This window comes from Salmonella sp. 741265055_HSA, assembly GCF_046569525.1.
Classification (GTDB): domain Bacteria; phylum Pseudomonadota; class Gammaproteobacteria; order Enterobacterales; family Enterobacteriaceae; genus Salmonella; species Salmonella enterica.
The window spans coordinates 12577-38651 of the sequence record NZ_JBKFSQ010000040.1 but is presented as its reverse complement, the minus strand read 5'-3'; the positions used below and the strand labels follow the sequence as shown (position 1 = coordinate 38651).

At 53.2% G+C, this 26075-nt stretch carries 27 protein-coding genes, 2 tRNA genes, 1 pseudogene and 1 riboswitch; of the genes and pseudogenes, 2 read left to right on the top strand and 28 right to left on the bottom strand.

The window, feature by feature from the left end; translation table 11 throughout:
• Positions 1-635: 635 nt before the first annotated feature.
• Positions 636-2090 carry an AMP nucleosidase gene (locus ACLD4K_RS18640; protein ID WP_183059237.1) on the bottom strand — a complete coding sequence of 485 codons (1455 nt, stop codon included), beginning with the start codon at positions 2088-2090 and terminating at the stop codon, positions 636-638.
• Positions 2091-2135: 45 nt separating this feature from the next.
• On the opposite strand from ACLD4K_RS18640, the pseudogene ACLD4K_RS18635 reads away from it, so the two are divergent.
• Positions 2136-2296: pseudogene (locus tag ACLD4K_RS18635) on the top strand (cytoplasmic protein).
• Here the strand turns inward: ACLD4K_RS18635 and ACLD4K_RS18630 are convergent.
• The 4 genes from ACLD4K_RS18630 to ACLD4K_RS18615 form a co-directional block, all read right to left on the bottom strand.
• Complete coding sequence (locus tag ACLD4K_RS18630) at positions 2285-2611, bottom strand: DUF1493 family protein (RefSeq protein WP_411012314.1); 327 nt, start codon at positions 2609-2611, stop codon at positions 2285-2287. The pseudogene ACLD4K_RS18635 and the gene ACLD4K_RS18630 sit on opposite strands and share 12 nt — an antisense overlap.
• Positions 2605-3069: an STM2901 family protein gene (locus tag ACLD4K_RS18625; RefSeq protein ID WP_411012313.1), complete on the bottom strand. Its 465-nt coding sequence runs from the start codon at positions 3067-3069 to the stop codon at positions 2605-2607. The genes ACLD4K_RS18630 and ACLD4K_RS18625 overlap by 7 nt, the downstream gene beginning before the upstream one ends.
• A gap of 424 nt (positions 3070-3493) precedes the next feature.
• Positions 3494-3569 (bottom strand) — tRNA-Asn (locus tag ACLD4K_RS18620).
• 140 nt (positions 3570-3709) lie between these two features.
• Positions 3710-5167 carry an EmmdR/YeeO family multidrug/toxin efflux MATE transporter gene (locus tag ACLD4K_RS18615; protein ID WP_411012317.1) on the bottom strand — a complete coding sequence of 486 codons (1458 nt, stop codon included), beginning with the start codon at positions 5165-5167 and terminating at the stop codon, positions 3710-3712.
• 159 nt (positions 5168-5326) lie between these two features.
• Here ACLD4K_RS18615 and ACLD4K_RS18610 point away from each other — a divergent pair.
• Positions 5327-5402 (top strand) — tRNA-Asn (locus ACLD4K_RS18610).
• 225 nt (positions 5403-5627) lie between these two features.
• Here the strand turns inward: ACLD4K_RS18610 and ldtA are convergent.
• The 23 genes from ldtA to pduF form a co-directional block, all read right to left on the bottom strand.
• Complete coding sequence (gene ldtA / locus ACLD4K_RS18605; RefSeq protein ID WP_076726793.1) at positions 5628-6557, bottom strand: L,D-transpeptidase; 930 nt, start codon at positions 6555-6557, stop codon at positions 5628-5630.
• A 77-nt stretch (positions 6558-6634) separates the two neighbouring features.
• Entirely contained in the window at positions 6635-7705 is a 1071-nt protein-coding gene (gene cobT, locus ACLD4K_RS18600; RefSeq protein ID WP_001649922.1) for a nicotinate-nucleotide--dimethylbenzimidazole phosphoribosyltransferase, read from the bottom strand.
• 26 nt (positions 7706-7731) lie between these two features.
• On the bottom strand, positions 7732-8475 hold the full coding sequence (gene cobS / locus ACLD4K_RS18595) for an adenosylcobinamide-GDP ribazoletransferase (RefSeq protein WP_411012312.1): 744 nt from the start codon (positions 8473-8475) through the stop codon (positions 7732-7734).
• Positions 8472-9017 carry a bifunctional adenosylcobinamide kinase/adenosylcobinamide-phosphate guanylyltransferase gene (gene cobU / locus ACLD4K_RS18590; protein WP_411012311.1) on the bottom strand — a complete coding sequence of 182 codons (546 nt, stop codon included), beginning with the start codon at positions 9015-9017 and terminating at the stop codon, positions 8472-8474. Before cobU ends, cobS begins: the two co-directional genes overlap by 4 nt.
• On the bottom strand, positions 9014-10534 hold the full coding sequence (locus ACLD4K_RS18585) for a cobyric acid synthase (RefSeq protein ID WP_411012310.1): 1521 nt from the start codon (positions 10532-10534) through the stop codon (positions 9014-9016). The genes cobU and ACLD4K_RS18585 overlap by 4 nt, the downstream gene beginning before the upstream one ends.
• The gene (locus ACLD4K_RS18580) at positions 10531-11346 is read right to left on the bottom strand and encodes an energy-coupling factor ABC transporter ATP-binding protein (protein ID WP_045901214.1); all 816 of its coding nucleotides are present in this window, start codon (positions 11344-11346) and stop codon (positions 10531-10533) included. Before ACLD4K_RS18580 ends, ACLD4K_RS18585 begins: the two co-directional genes overlap by 4 nt.
• Before the next feature lie 8 nt (positions 11347-11354).
• Positions 11355-12032: an energy-coupling factor ABC transporter transmembrane protein gene (locus ACLD4K_RS18575; RefSeq protein WP_411012316.1), complete on the bottom strand. Its 678-nt coding sequence runs from the start codon at positions 12030-12032 to the stop codon at positions 11355-11357.
• The gene (locus ACLD4K_RS18570; RefSeq protein WP_000753212.1) at positions 12019-12300 is read right to left on the bottom strand and encodes an energy-coupling factor ABC transporter substrate-binding protein; all 282 of its coding nucleotides are present in this window, start codon (positions 12298-12300) and stop codon (positions 12019-12021) included. The genes ACLD4K_RS18575 and ACLD4K_RS18570 overlap by 14 nt, the downstream gene beginning before the upstream one ends.
• 1 nt (position 12301) lies before the next feature.
• Complete coding sequence (gene cbiM / locus ACLD4K_RS18565; RefSeq protein WP_411012309.1) at positions 12302-13039, bottom strand: cobalt ECF transporter S component CbiM; 738 nt, start codon at positions 13037-13039, stop codon at positions 12302-12304.
• Positions 13036-13749 (bottom strand): cobalt-factor II C(20)-methyltransferase, encoded by a 714-nt coding sequence (locus tag ACLD4K_RS18560; protein ID WP_001013552.1) that lies wholly within the window; start codon positions 13747-13749, stop codon positions 13036-13038. Before ACLD4K_RS18560 ends, cbiM begins: the two co-directional genes overlap by 4 nt.
• Positions 13746-14540, bottom strand: coding sequence for a sirohydrochlorin cobaltochelatase (gene cbiK, locus ACLD4K_RS18555; protein ID WP_000709784.1), 795 nt, complete (start codon positions 14538-14540; stop codon positions 13746-13748). The genes ACLD4K_RS18560 and cbiK overlap by 4 nt, the downstream gene beginning before the upstream one ends.
• A 2-nt stretch (positions 14541-14542) precedes the next feature.
• On the bottom strand, positions 14543-15334 hold the full coding sequence (locus tag ACLD4K_RS18550; RefSeq protein ID WP_411012308.1) for a cobalt-precorrin-6A reductase: 792 nt from the start codon (positions 15332-15334) through the stop codon (positions 14543-14545).
• On the bottom strand, positions 15331-16056 hold the full coding sequence (locus ACLD4K_RS18545) for a precorrin-3B C(17)-methyltransferase (protein ID WP_017441819.1): 726 nt from the start codon (positions 16054-16056) through the stop codon (positions 15331-15333). Before ACLD4K_RS18545 ends, ACLD4K_RS18550 begins: the two co-directional genes overlap by 4 nt.
• Positions 16056-17111 (bottom strand): cobalt-precorrin 5A hydrolase, encoded by a 1056-nt coding sequence (gene cbiG, locus ACLD4K_RS18540; protein ID WP_411012307.1) that lies wholly within the window; start codon positions 17109-17111, stop codon positions 16056-16058. The genes ACLD4K_RS18545 and cbiG overlap by 1 nt, the downstream gene beginning before the upstream one ends.
• Positions 17092-17865 (bottom strand): cobalt-precorrin-4 methyltransferase, encoded by a 774-nt coding sequence (locus ACLD4K_RS18535; RefSeq protein ID WP_000004870.1) that lies wholly within the window; start codon positions 17863-17865, stop codon positions 17092-17094. The genes cbiG and ACLD4K_RS18535 overlap by 20 nt, the downstream gene beginning before the upstream one ends.
• A complete protein-coding gene (locus ACLD4K_RS18530) occupies positions 17849-18427 on the bottom strand; it encodes a decarboxylating cobalt-precorrin-6B (C(15))-methyltransferase (RefSeq protein ID WP_411012306.1) in 579 nt (192 codons plus the stop codon). Before ACLD4K_RS18530 ends, ACLD4K_RS18535 begins: the two co-directional genes overlap by 17 nt.
• Positions 18417-19022: a cobalt-precorrin-7 (C(5))-methyltransferase gene (locus ACLD4K_RS18525; protein ID WP_411012305.1), complete on the bottom strand. Its 606-nt coding sequence runs from the start codon at positions 19020-19022 to the stop codon at positions 18417-18419. Before ACLD4K_RS18525 ends, ACLD4K_RS18530 begins: the two co-directional genes overlap by 11 nt.
• Positions 19016-20155: a cobalt-precorrin-5B (C(1))-methyltransferase CbiD gene (gene cbiD, locus ACLD4K_RS18520; RefSeq protein WP_411012304.1), complete on the bottom strand. Its 1140-nt coding sequence runs from the start codon at positions 20153-20155 to the stop codon at positions 19016-19018. Before cbiD ends, ACLD4K_RS18525 begins: the two co-directional genes overlap by 7 nt.
• A complete protein-coding gene (locus ACLD4K_RS18515; protein WP_000558986.1) occupies positions 20155-20787 on the bottom strand; it encodes a cobalt-precorrin-8 methylmutase in 633 nt (210 codons plus the stop codon). Before ACLD4K_RS18515 ends, cbiD begins: the two co-directional genes overlap by 1 nt.
• 10 nt (positions 20788-20797) lie before the next feature.
• The gene (cbiB, locus tag ACLD4K_RS18510; RefSeq protein ID WP_000153655.1) at positions 20798-21757 is read right to left on the bottom strand and encodes an adenosylcobinamide-phosphate synthase CbiB; all 960 of its coding nucleotides are present in this window, start codon (positions 21755-21757) and stop codon (positions 20798-20800) included.
• Positions 21754-23133 (bottom strand): cobyrinate a,c-diamide synthase, encoded by a 1380-nt coding sequence (locus ACLD4K_RS18505; RefSeq protein ID WP_411012303.1) that lies wholly within the window; start codon positions 23131-23133, stop codon positions 21754-21756. Before ACLD4K_RS18505 ends, cbiB begins: the two co-directional genes overlap by 4 nt.
• Before the next feature lie 96 nt (positions 23134-23229).
• Positions 23230-23405: riboswitch (cobalamin riboswitch) on the bottom strand.
• Positions 23406-23730: 325 nt separating this feature from the next.
• On the bottom strand, positions 23731-24642 hold the full coding sequence (gene pocR / locus ACLD4K_RS18500; RefSeq protein ID WP_411012302.1) for a transcriptional regulator PocR: 912 nt from the start codon (positions 24640-24642) through the stop codon (positions 23731-23733).
• A gap of 216 nt (positions 24643-24858) precedes the next feature.
• Positions 24859-25653, bottom strand: coding sequence for a propanediol diffusion facilitator PduF (gene pduF / locus ACLD4K_RS18495; RefSeq protein ID WP_411012315.1), 795 nt, complete (start codon positions 25651-25653; stop codon positions 24859-24861).
• Positions 25654-26075 lie beyond the last annotated feature (422 nt).

Here is a 26075-nt window from a genome sequence, read left to right as displayed (position 1 = left end):
AATAAAAATAATTTAAAACGTTCATAGTAAGATAATCATGACAACAACTAATTGTTTTTAATTGACATTTTCAATTTAAAAAATAAAAATGATGGTAAATATGCTGGTAAAAATAGACACCATTTTTTGAAAGCCACTAATAGCAGGAGCTACAGATGAAGTTCGAGTCCAGTCAGAGGAGCCAAATTTCTGTTTTCAGGCGTGCTTATAAGTCCTTATTAACTTAGACTTCAATAAGTTAGCGTGAAAATCTTTCCCGATGCGTATCTGATTTTCCCTACGCATCCGGCGAAATTGGTGGTCTGATTTGGGGTCATTTCAGTTCGATAATGGCGTGACCACCCTATATCCCTGTCCAACGCGAAAATCCTCAGTATCAAGCCTTCTGATAACCCCTTTAAGCTGATCGATTCTCACGGTCGGTATCTGCTTGTTAATCCGAGCTTGTGGGTCAGGCGCTCAAGGAGCGTTAAGTGTGGCGCAATGTTTTCGCCTTCCGGCGCGTTTCCTGGCGTAGACGCGATTATCGGCGACAGGTCTCCGGCGATGGTGATGAAGCCTTATTGTGCCACTTTCTATATCACATAAATACGCCTCTTCCGCTCCTGTCCAACAGCAGACGACAGCTCATTTCGTTAGCGAAACGGTGGCTCATTAAACGTGCGTAATTTACGTGAGTGCAAACGATCACCTTCTGCGCGTAGCAAATCAATAGCACGAATGCCAATTTGCAAATGTTCTGAAATAGCCCCCTCATAAAACCGGTTTGCCTGCCCGGGCAGTTTAATTTCACCGTGTAAAGGTTTGTCAGAAACACAAAGCAACGTGCCGTAAGGCACACGAAAGCGATAGCCCTGGGCTGCAATCGTCGCGCTCTCCATATCAATCGCAACCGCGCGGCTAAGATTGAATCGCAACGCCGATGCGGAATAACGAAGCTCCCAGTTACGGTCATCCGTGGTGACGACCGTTCCCGTGCGCAGTCGCTGTTTCACCTCTTCGCCGGGCATTCCGCTAACCGCTTTGGTAGCGTCGTACAGCGCACGCTGTACTTCCGCAATGCTTGGAATAGGAATATCAGGCGGCAGAACGGCATCCAGCACATGATCATCGCGTAAGTAGGCATGGGCCAGCACATAGTCACCAATCGCCTGACTTTCTCGTAACCCTCCACAGTGCCCAATCATAAGCCAGACATCAGGCCGCAACACGGCCAAATGGTCGCAAATCGTTTTAGCATTTGAAGGGCCGACACCGATATTTACCAGCGTAATCCCCTGCCCATCTGCCGTTACCAGGTGCCAGGCGGGCATCTGATGTTTCTTCCATGCCAGATCGGAAATAGCCTCTTCCGGCGCTTCCGTTTCTGCCGTGATCCAAATTCCGCCAGCACAGGAAAGCGCAATATAGGGGCTGTCAGGATCAAGAATTTGGCTGCATCCCCAGCGCACAAACTCATCAACATAGCGGGTGTAGTTGGTAAACAAAACGAAGGGCTGAAAATGTTCAACCGGCGTACCGGTATAGTGCCGTAACCGGGCCAACGAGAAGTCAACACGACGCGCGTCGAAGTGCGATAACGGATAGCATTCGCCGGGGTGGAACAGACCGTCTGCCGTCTCATCGCCAATCTGCGCCAGTTCTGTGGTAGGAAAATGGCGCGTTAGCCCGGCGCTCATAGAACGATCCAGCGTCAGAGCTGAGCCGTCGATCACGTAAGGATACGGGATCTCATGGTGCGAGGCTTCCACCGCGATATGCGCGCCATAATCATGGTAAACGAGGTTAAGCTGTTCCAGAAGATAAGCGCGAAATAGCGCAGGCCGCGTAACGGTAGTGGTATAACAGCCGGGATGAGTAAAGCGTCCAAAAGCGCGTGTTTTAGGCGGATTCGGTGTCGCGCCATCCCAGCTTACAGACAGCGAAGGATAAACAAACAGTCCGTTAAGCCTGGCGTGGGGATCGGGCAGCGTACCGTTATCAACATAGTCAGCGATGGCTTCACGGAGCGCGTTAACCGACTGCTCGTACAGCTCCTCCAGGCGATCCAGCGCCTGCTCGGGCGTCAGGTTTGTGCCTTTATTTTCCATATTATTCTCCTTAGCGTTCACAGGTGAGGCACGTCATTCGATAGTATGACAGCAAAGGAAGAAACTAAAGGGGTTAGCGTAAGGCCGGCAGCAGTAAACATGAACCCTTTAAAAAGAAAAGAGAACTATCTTAGGCCACCATCATCGCTCAAAAAGAAGGGTACTGGTACAGCCATTTGTTAAGTTCATTACAATTAGTCATATAACCACTTCCCGGCTTTTGCTGACTCGATCAGCATGCTGATAGTGAAATCTGGGACGGGTACAGGCTCCGTTTTCTTGAACGGATGCCATGAAAAAGGGTGATTAGGAAAATAGGTTTCTATTCTGAAGTTACCTCGCTCGACATTGAGTTTCTCGAAGAATTTATTCATGAGATCTTCGGCTTCAAGTTCATCAATGCTCAGATCAGTATCGAGGTCAGTCTCTGGTGTTAATCCCACTTGCTTAATATTGAACAGATATGTGCCAGCATAAGGCCGTACAAGCTCGTAAACTTGCTGTTCAATATTGTCTACCATAACTTATCATTGCCCCGAGCAATGGTATTGTAGTCGCGTATAGTGCGATATGTTATTTGTGACACATCTGCGGCAAGGATAATTTCCCCGATCAAAGGAATGGAACGTCCAACAAACGGCGCAATGTTACGAACCATAACACGTCTGGCTGTCCACGGGGTGTAACCGACTAACCATGTCGGAAGGGATATTCCAAAGGGAAATTTTGACTTTTTAAACACTGCACGTGCAGTCCTGGACGCGTATGATGTGCCTTTAGTCGCTCCAGCGGGTTTCGCCCTTGTCCAGAGATTATTACGACCTGATACCAGAGCAACAACGGCCCCGAAATCTGCACCACCAATCCAAAACTGGCTTGCGGTATTCTCACAAAAAATCATAAACAGAAGTTCGGCAGCAGTCAGATTGGATTTTCCTGCATAGAAGTATGTTCCATTTAGTTCTTCTACTGTATCCATTAGAAACTCTATAGTTGCTATTTTGGTTTACTTATTGTACAGCCTTGTTTCGAATGAAAGAAATCAATCTTTTGGGAAAGAACGGTTCAAGATCACGGGAAATATCTGAAATCAGATGAAAGAGACAGTCGCGATTCCCACCAGGGGCATCATCTGACAAGCTTGTGTGATCGCTCCGTTTGAACCGAACACATCTATATGTCAGCATACTGATAAGGGTTTAATCTTGCGAATAGCGGTATCGGTTAATGCCATAGGAGGGGGCTCCATTTTCTCAACGAACCGTGAGGCCCCCGATTAAGCCCTCAAAAAACTATGGATATCAAAAAACCCGGCAAACCTTCTCAGGCCAACCGGGTAAAGATAAGTTCTTGTTTTTTTTTAAACGTCTCCGGACTCGCCAGGACATCCCGAAACTAAAATTTGGCTCCTCTGACTGGACTCGAACCAGTGACATACGGATTAACAGTCCGCCGTTCTACCGACTGAACTACAGAGGAATCGTGTGAACGGGGCGAATATTAACGAGGTGCCCCTGGCTTGTCAAAGCCTGTTTTCACAAAAAAAGTTCGTTTGCTGTTTTATTCCACACTTCGGTTAAAATTCACCGTTTCCTGATGATTTTCACAGCAAAAATCGCTTATTCCCTCTTTACGCGCGGGTACCTCCACAGCCAGCGCCCGTTTATCAGACGCCAGTAAAACAGTGCGCCGCGCACGGTCCAGTCAAGAAACATCCCCAGCCAAACCCCTACAACCCCCATACCCAGCACAATACCAAGCGTATACCCTGCCACAACGCGACAGCCCCACATCCCCAGCATTGATACCCACATCGCAAATCGCACATCGCGCGCGCCTTTAAAACCCGACGGCAACACCCACGCGGCCGCCCAAATTGGCATAAAGGCGGCATTAAGCCAGAGCAGAACTTTCACTACCTCTTTTACGTCCTGCTCCTGGGTATAAAATGAGGCAAACAGACCCGCGAACGGCGCTGTCCCCCAGGCAATTGCCGTAAGTACGATAGTTGACATCCAGAATACATGGCGCAGTTGACGCTCTGCCTGACCAATTTGCCCGGTACCAAGACGCTTACCGGTGATAATAGTCGACGCCGAACCAAGGGCGTTACCCGGCAGGTTGATAAGCGCCGCCACGGAAAAGGCAATAAAGTTACCCGCAATAACGTTAGTGCCCATTCCGGCGACAAACATTTGTGTCAGTAGCTTGCCACCGTTGAACAGCACTGACTCAATGCTCGCCGGAATACCAATACCCATCACTTCCCAGATAATGCCGAAATTCAGCGGCTTCAGATAGCTTTTCAGCGGAATGCGCAGCGCCGGATTAAAACCAATCATCAGCACCCAAATAATCGCTACCGCGCCGATGTAGCGCGAAATGGTTAACCCCAGCCCCGCGCCGGCAAAACCCAGCCCTTGCCAGGAGAAAGCCCCGTAAATCAGGATGCTGCTGATGATAATATTGAGAATGTTCATCCCGCCGTTAATCATCAACGGGATTTTCGTATTCCCTGCCCCACGCAGCGCGCCGCTACCGATTAGCGCAATTGCCGCAGCCGGATAACTCAGCACCGTCAGTTCAAGGTACGTTAACGCCAGCCCCTTTACTTCTGGCGTCGCCTCGCCTGCGACAATATTAATAATTTCACTGCCGAAATAATGAATGACCACTGCCAACACAACGGCAAATAGCGTCATAATCACCAGCGACTGGCGCGCCGCCGCCCTTGCCCGTCGCCTGTCGCGCTTGCCCAGGCTAAAGGCGACCACCACCGTAGTACCAAGATCGATAGCCGCAAAAAAAGCCATAATTACCATATTAAAACTGTCGGCAAGCCCCACGCCCGCCATTGCTTCCTTGCCCAGCCAACTGACGAGAAAAGTACTGAGCACGCCCATTAGCAAAACACAGGTATTTTCCAGAAAAATGGGGATAGCAAGTGGGGTGATTTCACGCCAGAACAACACCTTGTAACTCTTGCGTTTGGCATACCAGGGCGTACGGACAACAACCTGGCGTAAGGCAGTGGAGACGTTCAAAATGGACCTTAAAGAAGAGAGTTGAAACCACATTTCAATAATGAGCGAGAAATCGTAAGGCTGCAAAGCTTTTTGCAGAAAAAATGTCTGCAAATGCAACAAAGTGATGAGATAACCCGCAATCGAATCTGTAAGGGGTTAAATGGGGTTTGACAAAAAATTTTCCGCCGCTAATATACGACCCCACACGATTCCTCTGTAGTTCAGTCGGTAGAACGGCGGACTGTTAATCCGTATGTCACTGGTTCGAGTCCAGTCAGAGGAGCCAGATTTTAGTTTCGGGACATCCTGGTGAGTCCGGAGACGTTTAAAAAACAAGAACTTATCTTTACCCGGTTGACCTGATAAGGTTTGCCGGGTTTTTTGACACCCATAGTTTTTGGGGACTTAATCGGGGGCCTCACGGTTCGTTGAGAAAATGGAGCCCCTGCCATGACACTCACTACTAATACAGATACTCCAGCCCATGAAAACCAGCAATGTGGCAGGATATTTAAAGGCCAGACCTGCCCGCGCTAATGTTGACCGGCATTCCGGAACGGCGCTCCAGCACCTCATTAACCCGCGAAGTATCAACGCCATCCCCTTTGATAAACGTGCGCAGCGCTGGCGTAACGGGCAATGGAACTTTTTTGTCTGACTCAAATTCAGCACGGTTGCGAGAAAGCGGTTCGTGTACCTCCAGCCAACGACTGCCATCCGGCTCTACCGAAAATTTAACGGGCCTGTCGATAATCTGAACGCGGGTTCCTACAGGAACATGGCCGAATAAATATTTAATATCGTCATTGCGTAAACGGATACAGCCCTGACTGACGCGAAGGCCAATGCCAAAATTAGCGTTAGTGCCATGGATGGCATATAACCTGCCGATATATATTGCGTATAGCCCCATAGGGTTATCCGGCCCCGCAGGCACCATCGCGGGCAGCGTTTTTCCCTCTTTAGCATATTCCCGACGCGTATTAGCCGTTGGCACCCAAACCGGGCCATCTTGTTTGCGTTCAACCGCAGTTACCCAGTTGCGCGGCGTTTCACGGCCAGCCTGACCAATACCAATAGGTAGCACCTCAACCGTATTCGTGCCTGCGGGATAATAATAAAGGCGCATCTCGGCGACGTTTACCACAATACCTTCACGAACGGTGTCAGGCAGAATCAACTGCTGCGGCACCACCAGTGTGGAACCAGACTGAGGTAAAAACACATCCACGCCGGGATTCGCTTCAAGCATATTACTCAGCCCCTGACCGTAGCGGGCGGCAAATGACTCTAAGGGCTGAGTATTGTTCTGTGGTACGGCGATTATGACAGGCTGTCCTACCAGACGACTGCCTTCGGGCGGCAACGGATAGCTTATAGCCAGCGAGAAATGGCTTACCAACAAGACGAAAAACGGAAAAAAAGGTGTGATACGACGCATTATATCCCTTCCTTTGTCGCGGCAGGTGTGCGTTAAGTATAGCTTTTTTCTCACATGGCTGGTGTCGTGCGCCCGGGTTATGTTGCGTTTGCGTTCCCCTCCGGCAGGACAATATTACTGGCCGCTAACTCTCCCATATTGTGGAACATGGCGCACGCGGCTTCCACGATCGGCATCGCCAGCGCCGCGCCGCTTCCTTCACCTAACCGCATCGCCATATGCAAATAGGGTTCCATAGACAAATGCGCGAGCGCGATGCGGGCACCCTTTTCCGCCGAAAAGTGCGACGGGATCAGATAAGGTCTCACCGCAGGCGCAATCTGACAGGCCGCCAGCGCTGCCGAGTAGGAAAGAAAGCCATCCAGCAATACGGGTAAGCCACACCTTGCCGCGCCAAGCATCACGCCGGTCATCCCGACCAGATCGAAACCACCCACCTTCGACAACACATCAATGCCATCGCGCGGATTGGGCTGATTAATCGCAATCGCCCGCCGCACGACGTCCACTTTATTATCGATGCGGGAAGGCGGAAGATTCGCGCCAATCCCCACCACCTCTTTTGCATCACTTCCTGTAAAAACGCTGACCATCGCGGCGGCTGGCGTAGTGTTCGCCATTCCCAGCTCCCCTACGCCAAATAAGGTCACGCCGCGTTGCGCCAGGTCGCAGGTGTAGCGGGAAACCTCCAGCAAAAGCGCCTCAGCCTGCGAGCGACTCATCGCCGGGCCAACGGCAATATTTCCGCAGCCGCGCGCGACGCGCATATTAACTACGCCAGGAATAGGTTCAGCATCAATACCAACATCAATGACATGCACCTTCGCACCGGCCTGAGCGGCAAGCACGCATACGCCGGTTGTTCCCCGCGTCATATTCGCCGCCTGAATCGCCGTCACGATTTTGGGCGAAACCGCTACGCCTTCATCCCAGACGCCATGGTCGGCGCACATCACCAGCACCGCCTTTTCACCTACCTGCGGCGTACCGTTAAGACCCGGCATTCCCGCGAGCTGAACGGCTAAGGTTTCCAGTCTGCCCAGGCTGCCCGGCGGTTTGAGCAGGCCGTCAATATGTTGCTGCGCACGCGCCATCGCCTCGGCGTCCGGCGCAGGAATGTCACGGAGTAAAGCGTGTAGTGTCTGCATAAGATGTCTCGTCCGTAATAATCGGCTCATAACAGAGCCAGCAGAAAGATCAGTTCGCCAAGTTCGATCGCCGCGCCTAGCGTATCGCCGGTTTGACCGCCAAGCGTACGTTTAAGCAACTGGCCAAGGATGAAAATCGCCGCGAGTGTGACCACCATTGCGGCCAGTCCTTGCATACCAGGCAGTAATACCGTGGCGACGATTACCGCCAATCCCAGAGTAATGCAGGTTTGCCGTCCGCTGACTTTACCGATAAATACATTGCCGAGCCCCTCGTCACGGGCGTAGCGATGACGGTACATCAATAAAACGGCGCTGCCACGCCCAGCCGCACAGACCGCCGCCAGCGCCGCCAACATTGGCGTTCCACGTAACGCCAGTTCACTGACCACCAGAATTTTTGCCAGTAGCACGAAAATAAGCGCCAGCCCGCCATGGGTTCCCAGGCGACTATCACGCATAATCTCCAGCATTCGCTCACGGCGGCGCGCGGAAAAAATACCATCGCAGGTATCGGCCAGCCCATCCAGGTGAAAACCACCGGTCAGCAGCGCCAGCGCCAGAATACAGAACAACGCCGCTAGCGGAATACCGCACCAGGGTTGCAGGAGGATGAAAATCAGGCCGCTTATCCCTCCCAGAATCAACCCGATAAAGGGAAACATCACGATCCCACGCGAATACTGCTCGAAATCCAGTCCCTGCGACCAGCGTGACGGCACGGGCAAGCGGCTAATAAAAGCGAGCATGGCCCAAAACAGCTTACTCATTTAATTTTGACTCCAATACCTGAGACCACCAGCCAGACCTCATCCGCCGCTGCCGCCAGTCGTTGGTTGACCCGACCGGCAATATCACGAAAATGGCGCGCCAGACGGTTTTCCGGGACGATCCCCATTCCCACCTCATTTGTCACCAGTACCACTTTCGCCGGGCAGCGCTGGCAGGCTGCAATTAAACTCTGAATTTCATCGTCAATGGCGTGCTCCATCGCCGCGTAATCCCACTGTTCGGGATCTTTTTCTCCTCCCAGCGCAAACAGCAGATTCGTCACCATGGTGGTAATACATTCCAGTAAAATCGCGTCGTCAGGGGCAAGATCCGCGGTAATTAGCGTATCAAGATGCCGCCAGCATTCTGCGGTCCGCCAGTGTGCCGGCCTGCCATCTTTATGATGCTGAATTCTCGCCGCCATCTCGTCATCAAGAATGTGCGAGGTGGCGATATACAGTACCTGCGGCGCATCGCCAATTAAGGTTTCAGCATGACGGCTTTTACCACTACGCGCCCCGCCCGTCACCAGAATCATCATACCGGCTCCTGATACTGCTGCATGATGGTATAAATTTTATCAATATCAATATGTTGCCGCATCGCTTCCGCCAACAGATCAAATTGTCGAGCTTTATGCTCCGCATAACAAAAAGTCGTTTCCCACGGCACAAGTCCTTTTCGTGCCCGTAACCCATTGACCACCGCACGGGTAAACGCATCGCTGTCAAACAGGCCGTGAAGGTAAGTGCCAAACGCCAGTCCGTCGGCGGTGACCGCGCCATCCGCCACAGAGCATCCATTTTTCTGTAACGTCATGGCCGTACAGCATCCTTCCTGCAGCACCGTTTCCCCCATGTGGATTTCATAGCCGCGTACCGGTAGCCCCGCCGCGGCAGCCAGCCAGCCGGGCAGCTCGTCTGACATTGTCGCGTTAACCTGCGTCGTGGTTTTATCCTGTGCAAAGCGAGTGATCGTATTAAGCAGCCCCAGGCCCGGCTGCGTACCCAGCCCCGACTCCACCTCATCCACAATGGTGTCGCCCAGCATCTGGTAGCCGCCGCAAATCCCCATCACCGGCACGCCCTGCCGATGTGTCTGCAATACCGCATCCGCCATCCCGCTTTCGCGCAGCCAGGCGAGGTCGCTCAGCGTATTCTTACTGCCCGGCAGGATCACCAGATCAACGTCAGTCAACGCTTCCGGGCGGCGAATATAGCGTATGCACACATCCGGCTGCGCCGCCAGAGCGTTAAAATCCGTAAAGTTAGAAATATGTGGCAGTTGCACAATGGCAATAGTGATATCACGGGGGGCGTTACCGCGATATTTATCGTTTTGCAGCGCGACGCCATCTTCATCTTCCAGATCCACATCCAGCCATGGCATCACTCCCAGAACCGGGACGCCGGTGAGCGATTCGATTTGTTCGATACCGGAATAGAGTAGCGCCACGTCGCCGCGGAATTTGTTGATAATGACGCCCTTTACTCTGTCACGCTCCTGTTTATGCAGCAGCGCCAGCGTGCCATAAATAGCGGCGAATACGCCGCCCCGGTCGATATCCGCCACCAGAATAACCGGACACTGGGCCATTTCCGCCATTCCCATATTGACGATATCACGATCGCGCAGATTGATTTCCGCCGGGCTTCCGGCGCCTTCCAGCACAATAACGTCATATTCCTGCGCCAGGCTGTTATAGACCGCAAGGATTTGCTCACGCAAACGCGGTTTATAGTCATGGTAACTCACCGCATCCATATTGGTCGCCACTTTCCCCATCAGCACGACCTGCGCCTGGCGATCGCTGGTCGGTTTGAGCAGCACCGGATTCATACGCACATCTGGCGTGATCCCCGCGGCTTCCGCCTGAAAAATCTGCGCCCGCCCCATTTCTTTACCATCCGGCGTAATACCAGAATTAAGCGCCATATTTTGCGATTTAAACGGCGCGGTACGCAGACCATCCTGATAAAAAATGCGACATAAACCCGCCGCCAGCACACTTTTGCCGACGTCGGATGCCGTCCCCTGCAACATAACTGCCTGCGTCATGACGCCTCCCTGAATGCGCACTTTTGCATTCGATGAAAAAACTCCGTTTCTGTTTTACACAGCGGCAGTCCCAGTTGAGTATGAAGTTTGACCAGCCAGGGCTGGGTTAGCCCCGCGTGTTCCATCGCTTCCGTACACGCGAAAACCTCGCCAGGCGCGCCATGCGTCAGGATCTGGCCCTGGCGTAACACGTATACGGCATCGCTAATTTCATAAATAAGATCGATATCATGGCTGGAGATAATGACATGATTTCCCTGCGCCACAATCCGCCTGATGATAGCAATCATCTGAGTGCGCCCTGCGGGATCGAGACCAGCAGTGGGTTCATCCAGCAATAGATAGCGCGCCTGTAGCACCAGCGCTCCGGCGATAGCCACACGTTTTTTTTGTCCATGGCTCAAACACTGAATGGGCTGATGGCGAAAATGTTGGGCGTCAACCAGCGTTAGCGCCTCGTCGACGCGGCGCGTGATTTCCGCTTCCGGCACCCCCAAATTACGTAAACTAAACGCAATGTCGCTATCGATATCAGTATAAAAAATCTGCTGTTCGGGGTCCTGAAAAACCGTCGCGACTTGCTGGCGCAGCGCCAGTAGTCCGCGCTTGCTGTAATCCAGCGGTTTTCCCTGCCACAACACGGCCCCTTTTTGCGGACGCAACAGGCCGCTCAGGTTCATAAAAAGCGTAGACTTCCCACAGCCGTTCGCACCCACCAAACCGGTAACAGGCGAAAGCGAAAAATCCAGATTTAACCCTTTAAGTACCGGCTCATCCTGATAACGAAACCACAGGTCTGAAGTGGCAAGCATAATAGTCCTTACAGGTGAAAATCACCCTGATACAGTTTGATATCCAGCGTGGTGGTCATTTGCTGATAACGCATTAACACTCGCGTAAACAGGAGTCCAGCCAGCATCGCCAGAGATCGATAGCCGTTCGGCAGGCTGCAATAACCAAAACGCAGCGTTTGCGCGCGACGAATTGCCACCGCCTCATCCAGAAAAATAAAGAGAAAGCGCCACGTTAACAGGATTTGCTCGGTAAGCAGGCGTGGAATATGCGCGCGCTTAAGCAAGCTAATTAACTGCGGAAACGGTAGGTTCATCACCAGCCACAACGTCGCGGATAGCGCCGTCAGGCTACGCCAGAACGTTTCATTCGCCGTAACCACGCCCGCATGGGTAATCCCGATCCAGTACGGCCCGACAGAGATGCCAGCCAGCAGCATTTGCGGCTCGCGGCTGATGCTGAAGATAATCGTTATCACGCCGACCAACAAAAATCCAAAAGGTATCGCCATCCATCGACACCAGCGCCAGAGGGATATGCGCAATAGCCAACAGCTCAATCCGGCAATGATCAGCAGCTCAATGCCCTGCCCTACAGGCGGCAGAACAAACGCCAGTATCATCATCGCCAGCCACAGCAAAAACTTGCGCTGCGGCGCAACGTGTGCCCAGCGGCTTTGATAGCTGAGTCGATCAAGCCCGGTCATCACGGCGTTGTTTACCTTTGCAATACCCCAGGATATAAAAAATCACCGCCGCGCCAAGAGAGCCCTGAAGGGTAAACAGCAGGCTTTCAATTTCACCGCTGGCGGGTTCATATAACGGCTGAAACCAGGGTTTATACTGCGGCGCAATAGCCTGAATCTGGCTTTCCGCTTCGCCGTCTGAACCGCCATATTCACCGCCGTGGTTAATAAAAAACGGCAGAATCACCAGCGCCACCACCATCGCTAACAACATCAACGTTTTTTTCATTTTAATGTCCTTGTACGGTAATCACTTGCCGTTTAGTTAACTGGTCATAAATCATGACGGTTAATAAACCTTCGGCAATGGCGACAGGAATCTGTGTGAGGCAGAAAATCCCCATAAACTTCACAACAGACCCTGTCGCTCCGGCATGGGGATCGGGAAACGCAACGCCAAGCTGGACTGAAGTCACAAAATAGGTCGCCAAATCCGCCAGCATCGCGCACAAAAAAACGGCGACATCGCGGCGCAGTCCGGCACAGCAGGCCATTTTCCACACCAGATAACCGACAATCGGGCCAATCACCGCCATCGACATTCCATTTGCGCCAAGCGTCGTCAGGCCGCCGTGCGCCAACAATAGCGCCTGAAACAACAGCACAACCGCGCCGAGAATCGCCACTACCCCGGGCCCGAACAAAATAACCGCCAGACCAACGCCGGTCGGATGTGAACAACTCCCCGTTACCGACGGAATTTTGAGCGCGGACAGGACAAAAATAAACGCGCCGCACAGCGCCAGCAGTACCTTCTGATGATTATCCTCCTGCACAATACGCCGTAAGCGCACCAGCCCATACCACAAGCAGGGTAAAAACAGTAGCCACCAGGCCAGCGCCCACACTGGCGGTAAAAAGCCCTCCATGATATGCATCGCAAACGCCTGTTGCGGGACAACCATCAGCAATAGCGCTGCAGCCAGTCCACTGAAAGACAACTGTCGAAGCTGCTGTTCAAGTTTCATTCTGCATACTCCCACTGTTTATTGACCAGAATGGTCGAAAAATAGGGCAACGGTCGATCATCGTTGACCTCGTGGAGATGGCGCCAGCACTGCTCGCCGGGCAGTGTGGCCTCGGACATCATTAAGGCGCATTCCAGCAGGCCAGCCTGCGCCAGCAACGCTTTAATACGGGCGAACCGGCCATACACTTTCATCAACACCAGGCTATCATGCTGTTGTAGCGCCTGGGCTATTTCCGCTTCCGGCGCGGTACAAGAAATAACCGCCAGCGATTGCCGTTCTATGGCGAGCGGCATTTTCGCGCGGGCGGCTATCGCGGCGAAGGACGTGACGCCGGGGACAATCTCCAGCCACTCCGGGCAGCCGATTCGCTGGAGTAAAAAAATCCAGGTACTGAATAGCATCGCATCGCCCAGGGTAATAAAACCGACCTGTTTACCCGCTTCCACCTCTGCGGTAAGCGCGGCGGCAACCTCGTTCCAGACCGCTTCTTTCTCGGCGCCGTCAGCGCTCATAGGGAAATGGCAACAACGTACTTCCGTCTGCTCGCCGAGATAGTCGCGCACAATCGACAGCGCCAGACTATCGCCCCCCTTACGACCGGCGGGCGCATACAGAATGTCCAGCGAGCCAAGAATCCGCGCTGCGCGGACGGTTATCAGGTCGGGTGCGCCTGGCCCGGTACTTAATGCGTATAATTTACCGTTCATGCCGCCTCCTCTACCGCCATGTTCAGCGCCTGGTGCAAATGCGCGACAAACATCGCCCGGATAGCCGGGTTTTCTCCCAGCCCGCTCAGCCACGGCGTCGCCGGAATACCCGCCGCGTTAAAGCGCATTTTCCATGAGTCGCCGTCGTCTGAAGCCATATCATTAATGGCGTGATCGCCCGCCACCAGCATTAATGGCATCAAATGTACGCCGGTGACGCCTTCGTCACGCAGGCTGTCGATCAGGATGTCGACCTCCGGGTAGCTTTCTACGGCGCCGACGCGCGCCGGAAAGCGCTGCGCGGTCATCATATGATCGAGACAGGCATAAGCAGCGAATGCGTGATGGCTGGCGCCGTGACCCATAAAAACGACTTTCTCCGTTTGTCTGAGCGATGGCATCTGTTGTCGCAACGCCTGCATTAGCTGCACATAATCGTTATGGCTGCTCAGCAGCGGCACGCCCAGCGTCAGGCGAGTGAATAACGGACGCAAGAGTTGTACTTCACGGACAATTTTTTCATATTCGTCGCCGTTAATAATGTGCAACGACTGAATCGCCACGTCCTGATATCCCTGTGCGGCAAGCTTTTGCAAAGCCTGTAATGGCGTATCGATGTCGATACCGTCACGCTGGCGAAGCTTGCGAATGATCATTCCGGAAGTGAAGGCGCGAAAGAGGTCGCGATCGGGACAGGACGCCGCCAGATCACGTTCGCACGCCACAATGTTTTTTTCACAGGTGTCGTGATAGCTGGTGCCAAAACTGACCACCAGAAGCGCTTTTTTCATTTTTACTCCTTAGCTGCGGCCAGCCAGCGCGATAAACGCTGCGCAAAGGCGGCCTGGCTTTCCAGTAACTCATCACCCGTCACAAGCGGCGTCGGGCGCGCAATAACGATGCAGGGAATGCCCGCATCCAGACAGGGCTGAACTTTTTCCTGATATCCCCCCTCCGCGCCGGACGCTTTGGTAATGACTACGTCGGCCCGGCACTGGTGGTAAAACGCGGCGTTAAAATCAGCGCTGAACGGCCCGCACAGTGCGAAAATTTCTCCAACGCCGAACCCCAGTTCGCTGCAGCGTTGAATCACCTCCGCCACGGGCAGTACGCGCGCCAACAACGTTTTTTCCGCCAGCCCGGCACGCCAGACGGCCAGATCTTTACTGCCGGTCGTCAGTAACACGCGCGGACCAAAACGACTCGCTATCTCGCAGGCATCGGCAATACTGCGCGCCGTATAGAGAAGCGGATGTGTCAGATTGCTAAGCTGCTCCGGACGCTGATAGCGACTTAACAACACGCCTGCCGTTTCACAGGCGCGAAGAAGGTTATGGCTGACCATTTCTGCATAAGGATGCGATGCATCTATTACCCAGCGAGTACGGTTTTCTTTTAGCCAGGCGACCATCTGCCCGTACTCCAGACGACCACAGCGCACCTGTCCTTTAATGTCGCCCGCCAGCGCTTTTCCGGCTGGCGTCGCCACAGATAAGGTGTACGCGACGTTCGCCGCATCCAGTTGTCGGCATAACGCGCGCGCATCGCTGGTGCCGCCCACCACCAGCACATCCCCCTCATTCACAACGTGTAACCTCGCGGCGTTATCATCAGCCCATCCTGAACATAGGTCGTTTTATTACCGACGATGACCAGACTGGTCATATCTACCGGTTCAAAATCCATATCGCCGAGCGTAGTCAGCCATTTTTCCTCTTTCTTACGTCCGGCGGATTTCACCACGCCAACCGGCGTTTGCGCGCTTTTACTGGCGGCAAGTAGGTCAAACGCGCGCGCCAGATGCCCTTCGCGGCCGCGGCTGCGCGGGTTGTAAAAACAGATAACGAAGTCGGCTTCGCCTGCGGCAACAATGCGTTTTTCAATCACCGGCCACGGCGTCAGCAGGTCGCTGAGGCTGATATGACAGAAGTCGTGCATCAGCGGCGCACCCAGCAGCGAGGCGGCTGCGATACTGGCGGTCATCCCCGGAATAAGGCGAACCTCTACATCCAGCTTCTGCTTGCTCACCAGCTCCAGCACCAGTCCCGCCATGCCGTAAATACCGGCGTCGCCGCTGCTAATCAGCGCCACGTTATGCCCGGCCTGCGCCAGCTCAATCGCCGCCTGGCAGCGTTCAATCTCTTTGCACATCCCGGTTTTGATCACCTGCTTATCGCCGGTAAAGGCTTTCACCAGGTGGGTGTAGGTTTTATAACCGACGACGATTTCCGCCGCCTGTAACGCCTCAATCGCTTCCATGGTCATCATTGACTGTGAGCCAGGGCCAATTCCGATTACGCTTAACATCAGTGTGAAACTCCCAAAGTAATAGTGACGCCCTGTTCGCGCAGGGTTTCGCCTAACAATTGTCCCTGGCTTAATAACCACGCAGCCGGGCCGGATACGCTGCCAACGCCCACCGTTTTTCTGACGAAGCCAGAACCGGGAAAATGGTGTTCGAATTCGCGCAACGCTTCGGCGGTAAAGGTTTTAAAAGGCACGCGGCAGCAGGAGGCGAGCTGAATAAGCCCCGGCTCCCCTTTTTTGAGCGTGACGCTGCCAATCGCTTTTAACGCCAGCGGATCGAGTTTCTGCGCTTCAAGCTGGCGCGCCAGTAATGTCGCTAACAGGGGAAATGGCGTATCGCGGCGACAGCCAATTCCCGCCACCACACGCTGGGGCACCAGTTTCCAGTGCAGTACGGGAAGCTCAGGGAGGTCATTACGCAAAGAGACGCAGATAAGCGCATCCAGTTCAGGCAACCGCTGCAAATCATCAACAGGGATAAAACCGCGAATATCGCACTGGCCGATCTCTTCCGTTAGTTCGGCATCCCACCATAACCCCACCCGTTGATGACTGACCAACATCTGGTTAACGGTTTTTACCGCCGTTCGAAGATCGGACATGCGGGCGTTAAGCTGGAAAGCTAAGGTGTCCAACGCGGACATCTCATTGACATCCGTTGCCGTGGTAATCACCGGATCGGCGCCTAACATTCCTGCCAGATAGCGCGTCAAGGCATTGGCCCCGCCCGCATGACCGGAAAGCAGGCTAATGACATGCTGACCACGTTCATCAATGACGACCACCGCCGGATCGCTGAACTTGTCGTTCACTAACGGCGCCAGGACACGAACGGCAATGCCGGTCGCGCCGATAAAAATAAGCGCGGTATAAGTGGTAAAAGCCTGCCGGGCGGTAGTAGCGAATCCGCCATCGAAGGGAATAAATCCCTCTTCCCGCAGTTTTTCACTGGTAAAGCAGGTTAACGGCAGCATCGCGGCGAGTCTCTTTGCCAGCGCCACGCCGCCGGGCGTCAGGCAAAACAACGCAATGGATTCAGGCTTTACGGTATTCATGGCTAAAGTCCGCTGCATAAAGTCTTGAGTAGTGATACTCCTTACCCAGAAAATTCCCGACCAGGATTAGCGCCGTCTTACGGATGCCAGCATCACGTACTTTGTCGCTAATATCCGCTAACGTGCCGCGAACGGTCTGGCTTTCCGGCCAGGTAGCCTTATAGATGACCGCGACAGGCGTAGTTGCCGGATAACCGCCGGCAATGAGACGTTCCGCCACCCGATGAATACGCTGAACGGAGAGATAAATCGCCATTGACGTCTGGTGACTGGCGAACGCCTCCAGTTGTTCGCGCGCCGGTACTGGCGTACGCCCTTCCAGACGGGTAATAATGAGACTCTGCGATACCTCCGGTACGGTATACTCCACACCCAGCTCCGCCGCAGCGCCGAGAAACGCGCTGACGCCAGGCACTACCTGCCAGTCGATACCACGGCGGGTTAACTCTTCGCCTTGCTCACGTACGGAGCCGTACAGCGAGACATCGCCCGTTTGCAACCGCACCACCGTTTTTCCCGCTTTCACGCCCGCAGCCATCAGCTCGATAATCTGCTCAAGATGCAGTTCGGCGCTGTCGTAGCGTTCTGCCTGCGCGGGGCAGTAATCCAGCAGTTCGGTATTGATCAGCGAACCGGCATAGATAACTACCTGCGCCTGTTGCAGCAGGCGGTAGCCTTTAAGCGTGATCAGCTCGCGATCGCCCGGCCCGGCGCCGACGAACCATACACAGCGTGGATCAAATGTCTCTGACATGGTTTTCTTCCTTCTGACAGGCGATAACAAAAACAGGATTGTTCGGTTTGAAATAGTGTCCCGCCCCCAGCGGCGTTAACGATGAAAGCTGAAGCTGTACACAGTCCATTCGACATGCGCCGATGTGCGCAAGATGCGCCAGCGCGCTATGAAGGTTTTCCTGCAAGATAAAGGTCATCACCAGACGGCCACCGGGATGCAGATGGCCCATCGCCCAGTCAATCAGCGCCGTCAGATGCCCGTCGCTGCCGCCCATAAACACCGCATCGGCTTTCCCGGTTATGGTCATTGGCGCTTCGCCGGGGAGAATATCGATATTGCTGCAGGCAAAGCGCTGACGATTCTCATCAAGCAGCCGTAGCGCGGCAGGATTACGCTCGATAGCCGTCACCTGCAACGAAGGAAATTGCAGCGCCGCTTCAATTGAGACGCTTCCCGTTCCCGCCCCGACGTCAATCAGGTGACTGGCGCGGTGGAGCTCAAGTTTCGACAGTACCAGCGCCCGTACCGCCTCTTTGGTCATTGGCACGTTCTCGCCGCGCAGAAAAAGCTCATCTTTCATCCAGGATCACCACTGCATTCATTTCATAGTCGGCGTTGACCGCACTGACGGGTAGCCAGTGGATCCGCTCATTTTCCATCGCCAGATTTTCACCAATCACCATTAAGCGATGCCCTTTGCCCCGCGCGACCAGTTCCCGCGCGATTTCTCGCGGCCCGCAGCGGGCATCCGTGACCATCGCCACTTTGCGATGGCTCGCCAACTGCTCGAAGCTGACGCAACGACCGTGGCTACTGGTCAACCACATGTCATTCATATCAATTCCAGTCTGTGCGCACAGATACTGTACGGCGCTGATGCCAGGGATAATGCGAACCTGTTCGATACCAAAATGCGCCACCAGGCGTGTACCGATGCCATAAAACAGCGGATCGCCGGAGGCCAGCACCACGATCCCTTTATCCCAACGGGCGGCAATCCAGGACAACAACGCGCCAATATCCGCGCCCAGCGTAAACCGTTCGCCGCCAAACGCCGGAAACTGCGCCAAATGGCGTTTACCGCCTGCCAGCGCATCGGCGTGGTCTATCGCTTCCAGCGCCGCAGGCGTCATCAAATGCTGTCCGGCGGGCCCCATTCCCACGACCGTTAGCATTGCAGCTCCTTAGCAATCTCGTCGACGGGACGATTACTGCCGAGAATATGGTTATCAAAAGAAAACAGGATGGCGTCGCAGACAGGCGGCGTTTTGGTAAAACGCAACATCTGCATGACTCGTAAACAAATACGCCTGGCAAGATGGTTATAGATATGCCCGAAGCCATATGCTTCAATGTGCTCCATTGCCGCTTCGGTGGTATCGCAATCGCCAACCAGGGTGAGTAACTCCAGCGGCGCGCCCAGTAAAGCTAAATGCGCGACCAGCGTTTCCATGCGCGCATCAGCAATATGGCTATGGGTATGAAAGATCCCGGCGGCGATTTTGATCAATTTTCCAGGATGCCCCACCAGCACTATCTGGCAAAATCCCAGCCGTACCGCCTCTTCAATCATGTAGCCGACAAAATTGCTCATGGTGACGACCGCCTGTGTGTCGACGCCCATTTGTTCGCGAACAAACCGTTCGCCGTGGTTGCCCGGCACGAGTATCACCCGCGTTAATCCTGACGCCCGTTTGATCTCCAGCTCCAGCGATAGCGAGCGTTTCCAGCTTTCTTCCGACATCGGCGTCACAATGCCGGTAGTGCCAATAATGGAAATGCCGCCAAGAATGCCAAGCCGCGAGTTATACGTTTTTTGCGCCCGCACTTCGCCTTCCGGGGCAAAAATATCCACATCGGCCCCACGCGCCGGGCCTATCGCTTCGCGCACCGCAGACTCAATGGTATGGCGTGGCGTACGATTGATGGCGGCGCTCCCGAGCGGTAGTCCAATCCCTTTACGCGTTACCGTACCAATACCTTCGCCGCCAGTAAGCGTAATCTCACCGCTGTCGTTGAGCGTAACGCGGGCAAAAATCAGCATTCCGTGCGTGGCATCCACGTCATCGCCGCCATCTTTACGAATTGCGGCTATCGCCTGCTGGCCTTCAATGTGCGGCGACTCCACGTTCAGGCATAGCGTGACGCCCGACGGCGTGACGATGGAGACCTGATGAATCAGATGTTGACGCAATACCATCAGCGCGGCGACTTTTGCCGCCGCCGTCGCGCAGGAACCAGTGGTATATCCTTTACGTAACGCTTTACCGTGGTGCCAGACCGGCGCGTCAAAAGAAAGCTCGCTCATCAGGCCTCCCGGAGGTGATAGAGCAGCGCATTGACGATAGCGGCAGCCACGTTACTGCCGCCTTTCCGCCCTAACGCGGCAACCGCGGGGAAATGGCTATGGGTGAGCGCCTCTTTGGACTCCGCCGCGCCGACAAAGCCTACCGGTACGCCCACCACGCCGCTCACCTTCACGTTATGTTCAAGCAAACGGAACAGGGCCGTCGGCGCATTACCGAAAACAAAGAGTTTGTTTTTCTCCTCCTCGGCGATAGCGATATCGACGGCGGCCATTGAACGGGTAATCCCCTGCGTTTTTGCGGCGCGCACCACGCGCGGATCGCTGATATAACAGCGACACTCGCCGCCAAACGTCGCCAGTAATCTTTTATTAATGCCGGACAGCGCCATCGTGGTATCGGTATAAATAATGCACGGATGGCGTAGCGCATCACAAAGCTGCTCCAGCGCATCGGCAGAGAACCACAAAATGTCCAGCCAGTCGAAATCGGCGGTGGTATGAATAACCCGCTTGATAATGGCCTCATGGAGCGGACTGGCGAAACGGTAATCAGGACGCGTTTCGCGAATAATGTCGCTAATAATGGTGAAACTGTTGGCCTCAATGGTTTGGGGCTGCTGGATATAATGCATACTGTCGTCCTCAGGCCACGCCAGATAACCCGCACCGCGCTACAATAAACAGCGCCAGCGCCAGGGTTGAAGCGACCCACATTAATCGAATCGTTCGGGAAATATCGTCCACGGAAATATCGCGCTGCGCGTCGCCGATCCAGGGCTTGTCCACACGCTCGCCAAAGTAGTTATTTGGGCCACCGAGCTGGATACCTAAGGCGCCGGCCACACACGCTTCCGACCAGGCGCAATTTGGGCTACTGTGGTTATAACGGTCACGCCAGCCAATACGCAGCGCACGCCAACCACTCAGGCGACACAGTCCTGCCGCAATGCCCAGCAACAGCCAGCTCAGGCGGGCGGGAAGATAGTTCGCTACGTCGTCCATACGGGCGCTGACCATACCAATCGCCCGGTATTTTTCATGTTTGTAGCCCACCATTGAATCCAGGGTATTGACGGCTTTGTAGGCCATCGCCAGCGGCGCGCCGCCGAGAAAGAGGAAAAAGAGCGGCGCGATAATGCCGTCAACGGTGTTTTCTGCAACCGTTTCCACCACGGCGCGATTGATCTGCGCTGGCTGAAGTTGCGACGTATCGCGCCCGACGATCCAGGAGAGTTTTATTCGGCTTTCCGCAAGGTCGTTCTCCCGCAACGGTCGTTCAACCTCCTGCGCGGCGCGGGCCAGAGAGCGTCCGGCCAGCGTGGTAAAGATCATCCAGACTTCGACGCTCCAGCCAAACCAGGGGTGAATCCGCTGCGCCAGCGCCAGTACGCCCCATGCCACGCCCCAGGTCGCCCCGACAACCACAACCCACATTACGCCGCCGCCAATCCGCAGCGCTTTATCGCCGGGACAATAGCGACGCACAATACGCTGCACAAACGTGATTAAACGACCTATCCAGCGTACCGGATGGGGCCAGTGTTGAGGGTCGCCGATGATAAAATCCAGCACCCAGGCGATACACCAGGCAAGAATCGTCATAATACGCGCCTCGCCGCCGCCAGCCAGTGCTGCAACATTTCCGGACGCTGGGCGAAATGGACGTGCAGATAGCTGGCAAACGTGTTGCCTGTCTGCCAGCCGCCAGTCCATTCCTGTAACACGCGGCCATCGCGAACCTTACGACAGGCCATAACGGCGGGGGTTTCGGGAATAAAATCTGAGTAGTGAAATTCATGGCCGCGCACTATCTCGCCAGGCACCGCCAATAGCGTTGGCTGCATAGCCTGCGCCTCACAGTAGCCAAAGCGGGTAAGTCGCTTACCCATTTTGCTGTGACCGGGGATAATATTCGCCATCTGATGAATTTCCCCACCGCTATCCTCCAGAGTGCTCCCCAAATACATCAGACCGCCACACTCCGCGTAAATCGCCACGCCGCGCTGATGCGCCGCCCGCAAATGTTTTAACATCGCCGTATTTGCCGCCAGCTCTGCGGCGTATAATTCAGGATATCCACCGCCCAGCCAGATCATCTGGCAATCAGGCAATGCGCGGTCATGCAGTGGGCTAAAACGTACAATGTTAACGCCGGCACGCTCCAGCAAATCGATGTTATCGGGATAATAAAAGTTAAAGGCCTCATCATCCGCCAGAGCAAGCGTCAGCCCTGCCCCCGCTGTGTTATCGGGGCGCTCAGGCCACATTCCCGTCGGAAGCGCTGATAACACGCTCAGCGAGAGTAGCGCATCCACATCCACTGTTTGTTCCAGCGTGGCGGCAAAATCATGCCATGATTGCTGATTGACGAGGGATTCTCTGGCAGTAATCAACCCCAGGTGGCGTTCAGGTAATGCGACGCCGTCGCAAGGAGGGACATACCCCAGTACCGGCAGTGAGCAATAATGCTCAATGGCATTTTTGAGGAGCTGATAGTGGGCGTCGCTAGCGACGCGATTCACAATCACGCCCGCGAGGTTGAGGGTCGGGTCTAAGTGCTGAAATCCCATAACGGTAGCCGCAAGCGACGTTGAAACAGCCTTGCCGTCCACCAGTAGGATGATCGGGCAACCAAGCTGTTTCGCCATTGCGGCAGTGCTGCAATAATTGGGGTCGACGCCATAGCCGTCATACAGCCCCATGACGCCTTCAATGACAGCGATATCCGCCTGCCGCATTTGTTCGCAAAATAAGGCGTTGAGAACAGGAGGAGGAAGCATGAAACTGTCAAGATTACGGGACGCCACGCCACAGATAGCGGTATGCCAGCCGGTATCAAGGTAATCTGGCCCAACTTTAAACGGCTGTACGCGCAGCGCGCGTTTTTGCAGCAGCCTCAACAAACCAAGCGTCACCGTGGTTTTGCCGCAACCGCTTCCTGTGCCTGCAAGAATAAATGCGTGATGCCTTGCCGCCATTACCCTGATCCTGTTCAGGGTGGTAGGGGTATACAGGTACGCGCATGTTCAGTCTTTCGACTGTACGCGTCTTCGCAACCCACTTCCCACCGAAGTTGTTGGTTATCACCGACAGGCAGGTCTTCTGGCTTAGCGTCCTCCTCGCCCGTCCTTCCCAATCTTGCGATCAGTGGTCTTTACGGGGTCGTCAGCATCACAGCAGCGGGGGCTGCGGGGGATTTTCACCCCCTTCCCTACCACAAATGTGGCAAACCTGTTGGTTTACGTTATGGCTGTACGGCACACCCATAACGGCAATTAATAATGTACTACGTTTTACATTTCTGTGAGCAATAGCCTGAACGGTTGCTCATCTGACGTTAATCTACTCATCCTTACCGGTATATTGACGATAAAACGTATCGACAAAGCGTAATAAAACTTATCTTTCCTGACACTGTACTTCATCACAAAAATAAAAACTGGTGCAGTTTATGCCCTAAATTTTATTATTTTGTTGCGCTATGACAATTTATTGTTACACCAGATAAATTTTCTTTCTGAAATGATTAAGATACAAAACACTATCAAAAATCGGCAATAGCAAAATATTGCTATTTATATCGATGGAGGATGAGAGTTCTCATTTATCTGCTGGCGATAAGCCTGCGGCGTAACCTGATAGGTCTGGCGGAAGACTTTGCAAAAATAGCTGGTTTGCGAAAAGCCTAAATTACGCGCAATACTGGCAATACTCCAGTCACTATGGCAAAGCAATTCTCTGGCGCTAACCATTCTCTGCCGATTCACCCACGCATTAAATCCGATTCCCTGATATTTTTTGAATAGCTTACTGAAGTAATAGGGGCTGAGATAGACATGTGAGGCGACATCCTCAAGACGAAGATCGTCGGACAAATGCGCATCAATATAGCGAAGCGCTTTTTTCATTTTACTGTCATGCGGAGTGGGACCACGAGCGGCTTTATTCGCCTCCGATTGCTGGGGATTGTCTTTGATAACCACGAAATTGAGCTGTTTTTTCAGGCAATTCTCAACAATCAGTTTAAGAAGATCGGCGGAAGCGATAACGCGTGAATAGTCCATTTCTGGCACATTCCGAAATTCATTCAAGAGCTCAGGGTCAGCCTGCCAGCGATCGTCGACATTAAGAATATCTACCAGCCCCACGTCATTACTTAATCGAACCTGCCCGCATAAAACAAAGCCAACTAAATGCCCTGCGATTACCAGCGGAATAGAAAAATCCGTTAGTCCGGCATGACAACGATAAATACAGGGTTGGTCGGACTTCGATGCCTCCAGCCCCCCGCAGCGATCGCTCATACGACAACGTGTACTATGTTGGGGATGTTGCCGCATCAACTGACAAAACGGCGTGAAATTGAATAGCTCAGATATTTCATCACCATGAATATTGACAACCACAACCGCCAGACCGGTGGCTTGTGCAAAATCCTGTGCGATTTTATTAATGAGTTCTGAGTTCAGAGCGCTCGCAGAAATCATGATAAAACCCCTCAGTTAATTTATTGTTATAAACAAAACACATTATTTACATTCACTTTTTATTAGCATTATCCTGGCCCTGATAAAAAGTACAATGACAATATCAAAAGTCTCCCATTGCTGGGAGACGTTTTGATCAGTTCGTGAAAGCAGATCACGAAATTATCTCACCTGTTTTTACGATACATCATTGCTGTGAATCTGGTTCGCATTTTCTTACAGTTCACAGCGGTTACAAGGTAAATTCTTACCAATAAAATAGCGATATATGGCTGCTCCGGCACAGGCGCCGATAACAGGCGCGACAATCGGCACGATAAAATAAGGGATCTCTCGCCCACCGCTCATCGCCATGTTCCCCCACCCCGCTAACCATGTGAACAGTTTGGGACCGAAATCACGCGCCGGGTTCATTGCAAAACCGGTAAGGGGTCCAGTAGACGCGCCGATAACGGCAACCAGTATCCCAATAAGCAAAGGCGCAAGCGGCCCTTTAGGAATGCCATTGCCATCATCCGTCAATGCCATGATCATGCCCATCAGAATCGACGTAATGATCACTTCCACCAACGCAGCCTGCCATACATTTAGCGCTGCGGCCGGATAGGTACTGAAAATACTGGCTAATTGCAAACTTTCGACGCTACCGCGCACCATATGATGCGCAGTCTCAAATTCAGTAAAAAGGCTACTATAAAGCACATACGCCAGCAGAGCGCCACCGAAAGCGCCGGCAAACTGGGCAATAATATAAGGCAATACTTTCTGTTTGGGGAAGCAGGCAAACAGCCACAGCGCAATCGTCACCGCAGGGTTAAGATGTCCACCTGAGATCCCGGCCGTAAGGTAAACGGCCAGTGAAATCCCAAGCCCCCAAATAATGCAAATCTCCCATAATCCGAGGCTGGCGCCTGCGACTTTGAGCGCGCTCAAACAACCGATACCAAAAAACAAAAAGAGTCCGGTGCCTAAAAATTCCGCACCACATTGCGCCTTTAGAGAATCATTCATGTGACACCTTCTGAGCAAAGTTCGTGTCCTGGCCAGCGCAAGTTTCGGCTGGCGGTAGAGTACAGCTAACCTCACTATAAAAAGTACCGCCTGTAAATTGTTGGCAACCTGCGGGCCTGCCTTCCGGAAAAATCGTGTTGCGATAGCAAAATTTTGCTTTTCCGATATTTTTATCAGCCCATCACACGGGAAATTTGAGCTATAAAATACGCCTGTGGAAATAATAAAATATTGCACAAGCCAACTTATCAATTTCGAATAAGCATCACATTTTGCGTCTTTCGCCATATCAAATAAAAATACCCCCGTCACTAACAAAAATGTAAAAATGAAATATTAAAAACAAAATAATCATATAAATGACAATAAATTAAATTTTAATAATCAATGAGTTATAAAAACAAAAAGCAATTTAGTCACAT

Coding starts and splice junctions, on each gene's coding strand:
- cbiM (WP_411012309.1), bottom strand. CDS start 13,039: ATGAAACTTGAACAGCAGCTTCGACAGTTGTCTTTCAGTGGACTGGCT.
- ACLD4K_RS18575 (WP_411012316.1), bottom strand. CDS start 12,032: ATGACCGGGCTTGATCGACTCAGCTATCAAAGCCGCTGGGCACACGTT.
- pduF (WP_411012315.1), bottom strand. CDS start 25,653: ATGAATGATTCTCTAAAGGCGCAATGTGGTGCGGAATTTTTAGGCACC.
- ACLD4K_RS18615 (WP_411012317.1), bottom strand. CDS start 5,167: ATGTGGTTTCAACTCTCTTCTTTAAGGTCCATTTTGAACGTCTCCACT.
- cobT (WP_001649922.1), bottom strand. CDS start 7,705: ATGCAGACACTACACGCTTTACTCCGTGACATTCCTGCGCCGGACGCC.
- pocR (WP_411012302.1), bottom strand. CDS start 24,642: ATGATTTCTGCGAGCGCTCTGAACTCAGAACTCATTAATAAAATCGCA.
- cbiB (WP_000153655.1), bottom strand. CDS start 21,757: ATGACGATTCTTGCCTGGTGTATCGCCTGGGTGCTGGATTTTATCATC.
- ACLD4K_RS18525 (WP_411012305.1), bottom strand. CDS start 19,022: ATGCTAACGGTCGTGGGAATGGGGCCCGCCGGACAGCATTTGATGACG.
- cobS (WP_411012312.1), bottom strand. CDS start 8,475: ATGAGTAAGCTGTTTTGGGCCATGCTCGCTTTTATTAGCCGCTTGCCC.
- ACLD4K_RS18545 (WP_017441819.1), bottom strand. CDS start 16,056: ATGTTAAGCGTAATCGGAATTGGCCCTGGCTCACAGTCAATGATGACC.
- ACLD4K_RS18530 (WP_411012306.1), bottom strand. CDS start 18,427: ATGAAAGATGAGCTTTTTCTGCGCGGCGAGAACGTGCCAATGACCAAA.
- ldtA (WP_076726793.1), bottom strand. CDS start 6,557: ATGCGTCGTATCACACCTTTTTTTCCGTTTTTCGTCTTGTTGGTAAGC.
- cbiD (WP_411012304.1), bottom strand. CDS start 20,155: ATGAGCGAGCTTTCTTTTGACGCGCCGGTCTGGCACCACGGTAAAGCG.
- ACLD4K_RS18585 (WP_411012310.1), bottom strand. CDS start 10,534: ATGACGCAGGCAGTTATGTTGCAGGGGACGGCATCCGACGTCGGCAAA.
- ACLD4K_RS18640 (WP_183059237.1), bottom strand. CDS start 2,090: ATGGAAAATAAAGGCACAAACCTGACGCCCGAGCAGGCGCTGGATCGC.
- ACLD4K_RS18630 (WP_411012314.1), bottom strand. CDS start 2,611: ATGGTAGACAATATTGAACAGCAAGTTTACGAGCTTGTACGGCCTTAT.
- ACLD4K_RS18515 (WP_000558986.1), bottom strand. CDS start 20,787: ATGCATTATATCCAGCAGCCCCAAACCATTGAGGCCAACAGTTTCACC.
- ACLD4K_RS18570 (WP_000753212.1), bottom strand. CDS start 12,300: ATGAAAAAAACGTTGATGTTGTTAGCGATGGTGGTGGCGCTGGTGATT.
- cbiK (WP_000709784.1), bottom strand. CDS start 14,540: ATGAAAAAAGCGCTTCTGGTGGTCAGTTTTGGCACCAGCTATCACGAC.
- ACLD4K_RS18560 (WP_001013552.1), bottom strand. CDS start 13,749: ATGAACGGTAAATTATACGCATTAAGTACCGGGCCAGGCGCACCCGAC.
- cobU (WP_411012311.1), bottom strand. CDS start 9,017: ATGATGATTCTGGTGACGGGCGGGGCGCGTAGTGGTAAAAGCCGTCAT.
- cbiG (WP_411012307.1), bottom strand. CDS start 17,111: ATGAATACCGTAAAGCCTGAATCCATTGCGTTGTTTTGCCTGACGCCC.
- ACLD4K_RS18505 (WP_411012303.1), bottom strand. CDS start 23,133: ATGGCGGCAAGGCATCACGCATTTATTCTTGCAGGCACAGGAAGCGGT.
- ACLD4K_RS18535 (WP_000004870.1), bottom strand. CDS start 17,865: ATGTCAGAGACATTTGATCCACGCTGTGTATGGTTCGTCGGCGCCGGG.
- ACLD4K_RS18580 (WP_045901214.1), bottom strand. CDS start 11,346: ATGCTTGCCACTTCAGACCTGTGGTTTCGTTATCAGGATGAGCCGGTA.
- ACLD4K_RS18625 (WP_411012313.1), bottom strand. CDS start 3,069: ATGGATACAGTAGAAGAACTAAATGGAACATACTTCTATGCAGGAAAA.